This is a genomic window from Providencia sp. 6390, from assembly GCF_058148425.1.
This window is the reverse complement of the sequence record NZ_JBYVYL010000003.1, coordinates 162,615-174,313: the sequence shown is the minus strand read 5'-3', so window position 1 is coordinate 174,313 and position 11,699 is coordinate 162,615. Positions and strand designations below refer to the sequence as shown.

Here is an 11,699-nt window from a genome sequence, read left to right as displayed (position 1 = left end):
AAATTATGGCTAAGAATAACGATAAACCAGGTTTTATCCGCCGTGTGTGGCAGTGGTGGTGGCGTCCAAGTCGTTTAGCTTTGGGGACGTTGCTGATCATTGGTTTTGTTGGTGGGGTGATCTTCTGGGGCGGTTTCAATACAGGAATGGAAAAGGCGAATACTGAAGAATTCTGTATTAGCTGCCATGAAATGCGTGAAAACGTCTATGAAGAATATATGGATACTATCCACTACACCAACCGTAGTGGCGTGCGTGCAACTTGTCCTGACTGCCATGTTCCACATGAATTTGTGCCAAAAATGGTGAGAAAGATTAAAGCCAGTAAAGAGCTGTATGGCAAAGTTTTTGGCATCATCGATACACCACAAAAATTCGAAGAACATCGTCTTGAGATGGCGCAAAACGAATGGCGACGGATGAAAGACAACAATTCACAGGAGTGCCGTAACTGTCACAACTTTGAATATATGGATTTCACTGCGCAAAAAAGTGTTGCGGCCAAAATGCATGACCAAGCGGTTCTTGATGGAAAAACCTGTATTGATTGCCATAAAGGGATAGCCCATAAGCTACCTGATATGCGTGATGTTGAACCCGGTTTTTAAGTAAAACAATCATGGGTAATGAAGGGGCTGGCTAAACAGTCATTGTTTGACTAGCCTCAATTTATCATTGTGATAAATCAATAAGCTAACTGTTATAAGGCGATATGCTGTATCGCATCGGCGCAAAGCTTGCTTGCGGTATCAATCGGAGCCATAAAATATGTGGAAAAAGCTTCACCAACTTGCTATTCCTGCCAACCTATATCAATTATGTGGGCGGTTAACACCTTGGTTTGTGGCCCTGAGTGTCATTTTTTTGGCATTAGGTTGGGGCTGGGGTTTTGGGTTTGCACCATCCGATTATCAGCAAAGTGATAGCTATCGCATTATGTATTTGCATGTGCCGGCAGCGATGTGGTCAATGGGTATCTATGCCACAATGGCAATCATTGCTTTTATCGGATTAGTTTGGCAAATGAAAGTGGCTGAACTAGCCATCATGGCAATGGCACCGATAGGCGCTGTGTTTACCTTTATTGCACTCGTAACGGGTGCCACATGGGGAAAACCTATGTGGGGAGCATGGTGGGTTTGGGATGCACGCTTAACATCTGAATTGATTTTGTTCTTCTTATATGTAGGTATTATTGCACTTTGGCATGCCTTTGAAGACCGCCGTACCGCAGGCAAAGCGGTTGCGATTTTAGTGCTAATCGGTGTGATTAACTTACCGATTATTCATTACTCTGTGGAGTGGTGGAATACCTTACATCAGCCTTCAACACGTATGCAGCAAAGCATCAACCCAGCAATGCGTACCCCTTTACGTCTGGCAATCCTCGGTTATCTCTTTTTGTTTATTTCTCTAACATTAGTGCGTTTGCGCAGCCAATTATTACTGCTAGAACGTAATCGCCCTTGGGTACTTGATATTGTTAATAAGATGAGGGGCAAATAATGACCAGCGCATTTGCATCTTGGGCAGATTTTTTTGCAATGGGAGGCTATGCATTCTATGTATGGTTGGCCGTTGCCTTGACATTAATACCGCTATTGTTGCTGTGCATTCAGACTAAATTACAACGAAAAATAATTATAAATTCAATTATTGTGCAGCAAGAAAGAGAAGCGAGACAGAAAGCAGCACGAGCACGTCGGGAGGCAGAGTGAATATTCGTCGTAAAAATCGGTTATGGCTGATCAGTGCGATCTTGATTGGTGTCGCATTGACGGTTGCATTACTGCTCTACGCGCTGCGTTCAAGTATTGATTTATTCTATACGCCGGGTGAAATCATTTATGGCAAGCGAGAGACACAGCAAATCCCTGAAGTCGGGCAACGTTTGCGAGTTGGTGGAATGGTTATGCCAGGGACCGTGCAGCGTGATCCTGATTCATTAAAAGTCACATTTACAGTATATGACGCGGAAGCGGAAGTCGATGTGAGCTATGAAGGTATTTTGCCTGACTTGTTCCGTGAAGGTCAGGGAGTCGTTGTCCAAGGTGAACTCGCAGAAAATCACCATGTTATCGCTAAGGAAGTCTTAGCCAAACATGATGAAAACTATACGCCACCTGAAGTTGAGCAAGCGATGCAAGAGAACCACCGCAGGCCAGCTGCGATGTATAAGGATAACGCGTCATGATCCCAGAGGTCGGAAACCTATTATTATGTTTGGCGTTGGGTGTGGCGTTGTTATTATCGATTTACCCATTATGGGGTGTATCACGTAACGATAAACGTCTGATGCGCTCAGCTCGCCCTCTTGCATGGCTACTTTTTCTTTGCGTAGTGGGTGCCTTTTTAGTGTTAGTGAATGCATTTGTGGTAAATGATTTCTCTGTCACTTATGTTGCGAATAATTCAAATACCCAATTACCTGTTTGGTATCGTGTGGCTGCGACTTGGGGGGCGCACGAAGGTTCATTGCTGTTATGGGTATTGTTGATGAGTGGCTGGACATTTGCAGTTGCATTGTGTAGTTATCGCATGCCGTTGGATATTGTTGCTCGCGTGTTGGCGGTGATGGGAATGGTCAGTGTTGGCTTCTTGCTATTTATTATTTTCACTTCCAACCCATTCTCTAGAACGCTACCCTCTTTTCCTATCGAAGGGCGTGATTTAAACCCACTGTTGCAAGATCCCGGTTTGATTTTCCATCCACCATTATTGTACATGGGCTATGTGGGCTTTTCTGTGGCGTTTGCTTTTGCTATCGCAGCCTTGCTTAGCGGTAAATTAGACAGCTCTTTCACTCGTTTTGCTCGTCCTTGGACCATGGCTGCATGGTTTTTCTTAACATTAGGCATCATGTTAGGATCATTGTGGGCCTACTATGAGCTAGGTTGGGGGGGCTGGTGGTTCTGGGATCCTGTCGAGAACGCTTCCTTTATGCCTTGGTTAGTTGGAACGGCGCTGATCCACTCATTGGCCGTGACAGAGCAGCGGGCTACTTTTAAAGCATGGTCGCTATTGTTGTCTATTTTTGCCTTTTCACTGTGCTTGCTTGGGACCTTCCTTGTGCGCTCAGGGGTACTAGTTTCTGTACACGCCTTCGCTTCTGATCCTTCAAGGGGCTTGTTTATTTTAGCCTTTATGGTGTTGGTGATCGGCGGCTCATTACTGCTATTTGCTGTCAGGGCACATAAAGTTCGTTCCAGAGTCAACAATGCGCTGTGGTCACGTGAGTCAATGTTGTTGGCAAATAACGTGATTTTAACCGCAGCCATGTTAGTGGTGCTATTAGGTACCTTATTGCCATTGATTCATAAACAAATTGGTTTAGGTAGCATCTCCATTGGTGAACCTTTCTTTAATACTATGTTTATTGCTTTGATGGTGCCATTTGCTTTGCTATTGGGCATTGGGCCGCTGGTGCGTTGGGGGCGTGATCGTCCTGCATCGATCCGCAAATTATTGATATTAGCTTTAGTGGTGACGCTGATTTTATCATTCCTTCTGCCTTGGTTAATGCAAGACAGATTAGCCGCGCTCACTGTGCTTGGTCTGATGATGGCCTGTTGGATTGCAATATTGGCGTTTGCCGAAATGCGAGTCCGCATCAGTAAAAAAATTAAAATGACATCAAGCTATTGGGGAATGGTGCTGGCTCACTTAGGTCTCGCGGTAACGATTGTAGGTATCGCATTTAGCCAAAACTATAGCATTGAACGTGATGTTAAAATGAAACCGGGTGATAGTGTCACCATTCGTGCTTATACCTTTGTATTTAAAGGTGTGCATGAAGCCGATGGGCCTAACTACCAAGGTGTGATTGGTAATATTGATGTTACTGAAAACGGTAAACTGCTGACGAAATTACAGCCTGAAAAACGCTTTTATAACACCAGCCGTGCTGTGATGACAGAAGCGGCAATTGATGGTGGTATCACACGCGACTTATATGCGGCTCTTGGTGAAGAAATCAGTCAAGATGTGTGGACAATGCGTCTTTACTATAAACCGTTTGTACGTTGGATTTGGTCTGGCGGTATTTTTATGGCGATGGGTGCACTGTGTTGCTTGATTGACCCGCGTTATCGTCGTCGCAAAATGCAAGCGGAGGCTGCATGAATCGCAAAGTATTTTTGATCCCACTGATAATTTTTGCGGCGATCGCTGTTGTCTTGCTATGGCAATTAATGCGCAATGCAGAAGGGGATGATCCTCGTTCGCTTGAATCTGCATTAGTAGGGAAACCTGTTCCGGTGTTCCGATTGGAGTCATTGGAAAACCCTGGACAACATTATGAGTCCAATGTTCTGATCCAAGGCAAACCGATTTTACTTAATGTCTGGGCGACATGGTGTGTAACCTGCCGTGCTGAACATCAGTATCTTAACAGCCTTGCTGCACAAGGCGTTCGCGTGGTTGGTCTAAATTATAAAGATGATCGACAAAAAGCGATTACTTGGCTACGTACATTAGGCAATCCATATGCATTGAGCCTCTTTGATGGTGAAGGCATGTTAGGACTCGACCTTGGTGTTTATGGAGCTCCTGAAACGTTTTTAATCGATGGTAATGGCATTATTCGTTATCGCCACGCAGGCGCGATGGACGAGCAAGTGTGGAACAAGGAAGTTAAACCGCTATGGGAGCGTTACAACAAGGAGGCCAATCAATGAAATACCTTCTTGGTTTTTTGATGTTAATTGTAAGTGCAACCACTACTTTTGCATCAACAGAGGTCTTTACCTTTGATAATGAACAGCAGGAACAGCAATTTCGTAAATTAACAGAAGAACTACGTTGTCCGAAATGCCAAAACAACAGTATTGCAGATTCAAACTCAATGATTGCTTTAGATTTGCGGCAAAAAGTGTATGAGTTAATGAAAGAAGGCAAAAGCCGCGATGAAATCGTTGATTATATGGTGGCGCGTTATGGCTATTTTGTTACCTATAACCCACCATTAACGCCATTAACCGTATTACTATGGGGTCTACCATTTGCAGCAATTATTGTTGGTGGATGGATTATTTTTGCCCGTTCTAAAAAGCGTGTACGTCTTAAGCAAGTTATTGACGAAAGCGACTCATTAGCTGAACTACCTGCTGCAACGCACTCTAGCGCTTGGATATATTTACCCGGTGTAGTGATTGCGTTAGGTGTTGCTATTACGGCTTATTATCAAGTGGGTAGTTATAGCAAGGTGAGCAATTGGGATACCGCTTACCAGCAAGCTCCTGCACTACTTGATAGGGCACTAGATGCTTCAGAGCCACCACTAAATAATGAAGAAATGGAACGCCTTGCGTTAGGGTTACGTACCCGTTTGCAAGACGAACCGCAAAATGTTGATGCATGGGTGATGTTAGGTCGTATCGGCATGGTACTCAACAATGCAACGATGGCGACAGATGCCTACGAGCGCGCTTATCGTCTCAAACCTAACGATGACAATGTCGCATTAGGCTATGCCGAAGTGTTAACGCGCTCTTCTGATCCGGAAGATAACCGCAAGGGCGGGGAGCTATTACGCAAATTAATTGCAGAAAACCGCACCAATGTTAAAGCGCTTAGCATGTTTGCGTTTAATGCCTTTGAGCAAGAGCGTTATGCAGAAGCGATTTCTGCTTGGCAAATGATGTTGAAATTATTACCTGAAAACGATCAGCGTCGCATGGTGATTGAGCGTAGTATCGAACAAGCTTTGATGATGGTACATGAGAAAAAAGCCGCTAAGTAGCGGGCTGTTTTTAGTTGATAAAATAAGTAAAGATGGGAGCTTAGGCTCCCATTTTTGTTCTATCACTGATGAAAGAATATCAAATAGCAAGAAAATAACTAGAAAGGGTAAGTGATATAAGCTCGTTAATTTATTATCCTGTAAGATCTGTGTTTCCTTATATAACGATATACTCGTCATACTTCAAGTTGCAGCGCTTTTCGTTGAGTTATAAGTGACTACGTTCAGCTAGTCGAGTCACAGTGTTTATCTATGCTCTCTAGCTATCTTCGCTTGTCGCCTACCTGCACCTCGAATTATTTAAAGTATAGTATTATTCATATGAACAATATTAAAATCATTTGCTTTGCTATTTGTATTTCATTGATATGGGGAAGTAGTTTCCCTATATCCAAAATTGCTATTGAACAAATAGGGGCTTGGCCTTTTCGTTTTTATTCAACGCTGACATCAGTTGTGGTATTAACTTTATTAGTTCTAGTGGTTTATAGACGAAAGCTTAGCCTGTATGGGCTGGTTATCTGTATTCCATTGGGTTTTTTAAATGTTTTTTTAGTAACTCTTCTCAATAATATTGCCTTGGGGTATACGGATTCAGTTAAAGCATCTGTGCTGATCTATACCATGCCAGCAATGACCACGGTAATCATGATGATTGCCAACAAACGAGTCACACTGAATTCAGTAGTGGTTTCATTGCTTTGCTTAACTGGCGTGTTTGTTTTTACTTCATTGAGTCGCTTTGGTTTAGGTGAAATGATTATACTGCTGAGTGCTGCTATGTGGGCATTAGGGACATTTTTAGCGGAAAAAATCCCTACTCGGTTAGATTTACTTTCTAAAGTGATGTATCAAAATATCATCTCATTTTCTCTTATCTTGCTGATCACACCGTTTATTGCATCCGATTTAAACATATTTGATTACCAACAGGAGCATATTCACTACATTAAAGACATCTATTTCCCTATCCTGTTTATGGGAGTCGCGGGTGGTGTAGTCGTTTTTGTGCTGTGGTTTTACATGATAGAACAAGGCGGTGCTGAATTGTCTTCTTATGCAGTGTTAGTCGCACCGATAATTAGTGTCGTGTTGTCTCATTATTTTCTTGATGAGGCAATTTCTTACATGATGTTGATTGGAATGGTGCTGATCTTCTTGAGTATGCTGATTACGTTTATAGGAAAAAAAGCAAGGTGAATTAAAATGCAAAAAATTGAATCGATTCAATTTTTAATTTATGTAATTAAAACTAAAAACTAAGTAATTTATTTATTTGTAATTCTTTATAGTTAATTATTAATGATAAATTGGCTTTGTTTTTTGTAATTAACTGAAAAAATTATTAAATTTTATTTAAATCTTTTTTTTATGTTATAAATAATGTCGCTGCTTTTTTGTTTTAAGTTAAATGATAATTAAATAAATTAATGATTTCCTATTTTATTTGGTATTAAAAGATAAATTTACCTTAACGTAATATGCTTTTGCTTTTTTTTGTTTTTATTTTTGTCTTTTTTGCTTTTTTTTGCTTTGCTTCGGGAACATATGATTATTATCACATTAAACTAACAATATCTAAATTAGAGTAAATGCCATGAGGTAAAATGGCATGAAAGCAGAACGACATAAAAAAATAATCAGTTTTTTAAAAAATGCAGGCTCAGCAAAAGTTTCTGTTTTATCGAAAGAACTTAATGTCACTAAAGAAACCATCAGAGCAGATTTAAATTCTTTGGCAAAAAAAGGAATTATCAGCCGTTGCCACGGTGGCGCATTCATTGAATTTGAAACCCTAGATAAAGTTGCCAAAAAAGAAATTATACAATTTCTTGAGTGCAATGAAAGCCTTAATGAAACAGTAAATAAGGATGATTCAGTGATCGGCAAAGTGTGTGTTTTAGGTTCATTTAACGTTGATATGATTAGTTATTTGCCTCGCCTTCCTGAGGCGGGTGAATCATTGTTATCAAACAAATTTATTTTTTCACCGGGTGGAAAAGGTTGTAACCAAGCCCTTGCTGCCAGTTATTCAGATTCACAAGTACACTTTATTACTAAAATTGGTACTGACCAATTTAGCGATTACGCGGTGAACTTTATTTCATCGTCAAAAATAAAAAGTTCAACCATTTACCAAACAGAAAAATTTCAAACAGGTACTGCATCTATTTTTGTTTCAGAAAATAGTGGTGAAAATATTATCTCCATCTACCCTGGTTCTAATATGGATATTACCGCTGATGAAGTGAAAATTCAGAAAGATAAAATCATTAACTCAAATATTATCTTACTGCAACTTGAAACCAATATTGAAGCACTAAGAGAAATTATTGCGATAGGTAATGAATACAATATTCCGATTATTTTAAACCCAGCACCTTACAATGATATTGCGATAGAGTTACTTGAAAAAGTTGATATTTTAACACCAAATGAAACCGAAGCGAGTTTACTATCCGATATTAATGTGGTGGATTTAGACACCGCAAAACAAGCGGCTGAAGCTATCTATCGCAAAGGGGTTAAAAAAATTGTTATTACATTGGGAAGTAAAGGTTCTCTTGCCTATGATGGCAATAAGTTTATTTACTCACCCGCCTATACTGCGGTTGTCAAAAATACGGCAGGTGCAGGGGATGCTTTTAATGGTGCATTGGCGGCATCGTTAGCAAAAGGGAAGCAATTCTCTTACGCATTGCGTTATGCCTCTGCATTTTCATCTCTTGCCGTTGAAACCAGTAACGCTTCAGAAATGCCTGAAGATATTAATGTGATGTATCGTATTAATCAAACAACCTACTCTCAGGTTGTGACTCAATCTCCTGAATAACGTCTATTCTGAAAGAGGAATAAAAATGAAAATTTTATTTATTGGTGAATCATGGCACATTCATATGATCCACACAAAAGGCTACGATAGCTTTACATCGAGTAAATATGAAGAAGGTGCAACATTTTTATTAAGCTGCTTGAAAAATAAAGGTGTTGAGGTTGATTATATGCCTGCACATATTGTGCAAATGTCATTTCCAAAAACTGTCGAAGAACTCGAAAAATACGATGTTATTGTGATTAGTGATATTGGCGCAAATACCTTCTTACTGCAAAACGATACTTTCTATAATATGAAAGTATTACCAAATTCACTGCAATTAATTAAACAATATGTGATTAATGGTGGTGGGTTATTAATGATTGGTGGTTATTTATCCTTTATGGGTATTGAAGCTAAAGCTAATTACAAAAATACATTACTCGCAGATGTATTACCTGTTGAAATGCTTGATGGTGATGACCGCGTTGAAACACCGGAAGGGGTATTTGCATCCGCAGTTGATGCTGCACATTGCTCAATCAAAGGTTTTGATAATTGGCCGATGTTCTTAGGTTATAACAAAGTATTTGCCAAAGAAAATACCCAAACCGTACTGAATATTGGTGATGACCCACTATTAGTCTTTGGAGAATATGAAAAAGGTAAAACAGCCTGCTTTATGAGTGACTGCTCGCCACACTGGGGAAGTAAAGAGTTTATGGCTTGGGAACATTACTCCGATATGTGGGTAAATATCTTAAAGCAAATATCCAAGTAAGTATATACTCGTCATACTTCAAGTTGCAGGGGTGTTGACTACGCTCAGCTAGCCGAATCACATAGTTTATCTATGCTCATCGTCTATCTTCGCTTGTCGCCTACCTGCAACTCGAATTATTTAGAGTATAAATAGCAAAGAATAAAATAGTAAAAATAAAATAGTAAAAATAAAAAATAAGTGCGGGGTACTTTCCTGCACTTTGTTATCCGATCATCCGATTATTCGATTACAAAAAATAATGACTCATAGTCAAAAATCCAAAAGGAATATTTTATGAGTACAAAAAATTATTCTACACCTTTACTGATGATAGCAACGGTTTTAGCCGGTATGTTATCGCCAATGCAATCAGCCGTTAATGGGCAACTAGGGGATGTATTAAAAGATGGTAATGCGAGCGCGGTAATTTCATTCGCGAGCGGTCTTGTGGTGATGTTCTTTATTATTATTGCCAAAAAACAAACTCGCCAACAATTTGCAGCTATTCCTAGCTTAATCAAACAACGTAAAATTCCTTTATGGAACTGGTTTGCAGGCCTGTGTGGCGCGATGGTTGTATTCTCTGAAGGCGCTTCTGCTAGCGCACTGGGTATTGCAACCTTCCAAACTGCCTTGATTTCAGCGTTATTATTATCTGGCTTATTGTGTGACCGCTTTGGGATTGGTATTGACGAGAAAAAACCGTTTACTACATTCCGTGTGATGGGTGCTGTATTTGCTGTTATCGCAACACTGTTTGTGGTTTCGCCACAATGGCATTCTACATCAGCGATTTATTTAGCAATCCTACCATTTTTAGCGGGCTTATTGGCAGGCTGGCAACCCGCGGGCAACTCTAAAGTTGCTGAAGCGACAGGCTCTATGATGGTTTCTATCACATGGAACTTTATTGTTGGTTTCACCGTGTTAACTATCGCATTAGTTATTCGTATGGCATTAGGTCATATCACCCTTGAACTACCAGGCGTATGGTGGATGTATTTAGGTGGTCCGCTAGGTTTAATGTCAATTGCATTGATGGCGATCTTAGTGCGTGGTTTGGGTCTATTAATGTTAGGTGTTGCATCAACAGCTGGGCAGTTATTAGGTTCAGTATTAATTGACCTGCTATTACCATCTTTAGGCAATACCGTCTATCTGGTCACCATCATTGGTACACTATTTGCGCTGGTAGGGGCGATCATCACCACCATCCCTGAATTTAAAGAAGCAAAAGCTGCGAAAACAGCGGGAGTGTAAAAATGAAAGGTTATATTCAGACTGTTACAGGGCCCGTTAAAAAAGAAGATATGGGGTTAACCCTTCCACATGAACACTTATTTAACGATTTATCAACGGTAGTCGATGAGCCTTATTATGATTTCTCACATGTCTTAGTCGATAAGAAAGTCAGTGCAGATATCCAATGGGGGCTTAAACATGATCCGTATTGCTGCTGCGACAATATGGATAAAAAACCGATCGAAGATGTGATTTATGAAGTGAATAACTTTAAAGAGCTGGGTGGTAGAACATTGGTGGATGCCACCGGCTCTGAAGCGATTGGTCGTGATGTACGTCAGTTACGTGAAGTGGCTATTAAAACTGGGGTTAATGTTGTCGCTTCATCGGGGCTCTATATTGAAAAATTCGAAGGCGAACGATTAGTTAATAATATCGATGCCATGGCAAAAATGATCGATGACGAGCTGAATGTGGGTATTGATGGAACGGATATTTGCGCTGGTATGATTGGCGAAATAGGCGTATCCCCCTTTTTTACTGAAGGTGAAAAAAATAGCCTCAGAGCAGCATCGGTTGCTCAGCTCGCTAACGACCATGTATCAATGAATATTCACATGCCAGGTTGGCAACGTCGTGGCGACGAAGTGCTAGATATTTTAATTAAAGAAATGGGCGTTAATCCTGCTAAAATTTCGCTAGCACATTCTGATCCGTCAGGAAAAGATATCGATTATCAACGTCGTATGTTAGACAGAGGCGTATGGCTTGAATTCGATATGATAGGATTAGATATTTCATTCCCTAAAGAAGGCGTAGCGCCAACCGTCACGGAAACTGTTGATGCAGTGTATACATTGATTGAATTAGGCTATAGCAACCAAATTGTATTAAGCCATGATGTCTTTCTAAAACAGATGTGGGCAAAAAATGGTGGTAATGGCTGGGGCTTTGTGCCAAATGTCTTTTTATCACTTCTCGCGAAAAAAGGGGTTGATAAAGCCATTATTAACCGCTTATGTATTGATAACCCGGCTAATTTACTAGCCTAGTTAAGCAGGAACCCTTTGTTATTTTATGTTCGACTTTGCGGTAATAGTCTATGGCTATTACCGCGTTTTATTTGAAGTGAGCAGTAA

Annotated in this window: 12 protein-coding genes; all 12 read left to right on the top strand. The window is 40.4% G+C overall.

The genetic code is table 11. The features are described 5' to 3' along the window. The first annotated feature begins 5 nt into the window (after window positions 1-5). The 12 genes from napC to AC3Z9T_RS08125 all read left to right on the top strand — a co-directional run bounded on the left by napC (window position 6) and on the right by AC3Z9T_RS08125 (window position 11,612). Complete coding sequence (gene napC / locus AC3Z9T_RS08180) at window positions 6-608, top strand: cytochrome c-type protein NapC (protein WP_490125703.1); 603 nt, start codon at window positions 6-8, stop codon at window positions 606-608. A 160-nt stretch (window positions 609-768) separates the two neighbouring features. Beyond that, window positions 769-1,506 (top strand): heme ABC transporter permease, encoded by a 738-nt coding sequence (locus tag AC3Z9T_RS08175; RefSeq protein WP_490125702.1) that lies wholly within the window; start codon window positions 769-771, stop codon window positions 1,504-1,506. Then, window positions 1,506-1,718: a heme exporter protein CcmD gene (ccmD, locus tag AC3Z9T_RS08170; protein WP_490125701.1), complete on the top strand. Its 213-nt coding sequence runs from the start codon at window positions 1,506-1,508 to the stop codon at window positions 1,716-1,718. The genes AC3Z9T_RS08175 and ccmD overlap by 1 nt, the downstream gene beginning before the upstream one ends. After that, window positions 1,715-2,194, top strand: coding sequence for a cytochrome c maturation protein CcmE (ccmE, locus tag AC3Z9T_RS08165; protein WP_490125700.1), 480 nt, complete (start codon window positions 1,715-1,717; stop codon window positions 2,192-2,194). The genes ccmD and ccmE overlap by 4 nt, the downstream gene beginning before the upstream one ends. Beyond that, a complete protein-coding gene (locus AC3Z9T_RS08160) occupies window positions 2,191-4,122 on the top strand; it encodes a heme lyase CcmF/NrfE family subunit (RefSeq protein ID WP_490125699.1) in 1,932 nt (643 codons plus the stop codon). The genes ccmE and AC3Z9T_RS08160 overlap by 4 nt, the downstream gene beginning before the upstream one ends. Then, window positions 4,119-4,676 (top strand): DsbE family thiol:disulfide interchange protein, encoded by a 558-nt coding sequence (locus AC3Z9T_RS08155; RefSeq protein WP_490125698.1) that lies wholly within the window; start codon window positions 4,119-4,121, stop codon window positions 4,674-4,676. Before AC3Z9T_RS08160 ends, AC3Z9T_RS08155 begins: the two co-directional genes overlap by 4 nt. Next, window positions 4,673-5,740, top strand: a complete 1,068-nt coding sequence (locus tag AC3Z9T_RS08150; protein ID WP_490125697.1) for a cytochrome c-type biogenesis protein CcmH — start codon at window positions 4,673-4,675, stop codon at window positions 5,738-5,740. The genes AC3Z9T_RS08155 and AC3Z9T_RS08150 overlap by 4 nt, the downstream gene beginning before the upstream one ends. Before the next feature lie 321 nt (window positions 5,741-6,061). Further along, window positions 6,062-6,940, top strand: a complete 879-nt coding sequence (locus AC3Z9T_RS08145) for a DMT family transporter (RefSeq protein ID WP_490125696.1) — start codon at window positions 6,062-6,064, stop codon at window positions 6,938-6,940. Between the two features lie 412 nt (window positions 6,941-7,352). Beyond that, window positions 7,353-8,573 carry a ribokinase gene (locus AC3Z9T_RS08140; protein WP_490125695.1) on the top strand — a complete coding sequence of 407 codons (1,221 nt, stop codon included), beginning with the start codon at window positions 7,353-7,355 and terminating at the stop codon, window positions 8,571-8,573. Beyond that, window positions 8,566-9,336, top strand: coding sequence for a glutamine amidotransferase (locus AC3Z9T_RS08135; protein ID WP_490125907.1), 771 nt, complete (start codon window positions 8,566-8,568; stop codon window positions 9,334-9,336). The genes AC3Z9T_RS08140 and AC3Z9T_RS08135 overlap by 8 nt, the downstream gene beginning before the upstream one ends. Window positions 9,337-9,612: 276 nt before the next feature. Further along, on the top strand, window positions 9,613-10,578 hold the full coding sequence (locus AC3Z9T_RS08130) for a DMT family transporter (protein WP_490125694.1): 966 nt from the start codon (window positions 9,613-9,615) through the stop codon (window positions 10,576-10,578). 2 nt (window positions 10,579-10,580) lie between these two features. Beyond that, a complete protein-coding gene (locus tag AC3Z9T_RS08125; RefSeq protein ID WP_490125693.1) occupies window positions 10,581-11,612 on the top strand; it encodes a phosphotriesterase family protein in 1,032 nt (343 codons plus the stop codon). Window positions 11,613-11,699: the final 87 nt, after the last annotated feature.

What these genes read in the sequence shown, in the direction of transcription:
- napC (WP_490125703.1), top strand. Translation starts at nt 6, where the DNA reads ATGGCTAAGAATAACGATAAACCAGGTTTTATCCGCCGTGTGTGGCAG.
- AC3Z9T_RS08175 (WP_490125702.1), top strand. Translation starts at nt 769, where the DNA reads ATGTGGAAAAAGCTTCACCAACTTGCTATTCCTGCCAACCTATATCAA.
- ccmD (WP_490125701.1), top strand. Translation starts at nt 1,506, where the DNA reads ATGACCAGCGCATTTGCATCTTGGGCAGATTTTTTTGCAATGGGAGGC.
- AC3Z9T_RS08160 (WP_490125699.1), top strand. Translation starts at nt 2,191, where the DNA reads ATGATCCCAGAGGTCGGAAACCTATTATTATGTTTGGCGTTGGGTGTG.
- AC3Z9T_RS08155 (WP_490125698.1), top strand. Translation starts at nt 4,119, where the DNA reads ATGAATCGCAAAGTATTTTTGATCCCACTGATAATTTTTGCGGCGATC.
- AC3Z9T_RS08150 (WP_490125697.1), top strand. Translation starts at nt 4,673, where the DNA reads ATGAAATACCTTCTTGGTTTTTTGATGTTAATTGTAAGTGCAACCACT.
- AC3Z9T_RS08145 (WP_490125696.1), top strand. Translation starts at nt 6,062, where the DNA reads ATGAACAATATTAAAATCATTTGCTTTGCTATTTGTATTTCATTGATA.
- AC3Z9T_RS08140 (WP_490125695.1), top strand. Translation starts at nt 7,353, where the DNA reads ATGAAAGCAGAACGACATAAAAAAATAATCAGTTTTTTAAAAAATGCA.
- AC3Z9T_RS08130 (WP_490125694.1), top strand. Translation starts at nt 9,613, where the DNA reads ATGAGTACAAAAAATTATTCTACACCTTTACTGATGATAGCAACGGTT.
- AC3Z9T_RS08125 (WP_490125693.1), top strand. Translation starts at nt 10,581, where the DNA reads ATGAAAGGTTATATTCAGACTGTTACAGGGCCCGTTAAAAAAGAAGAT.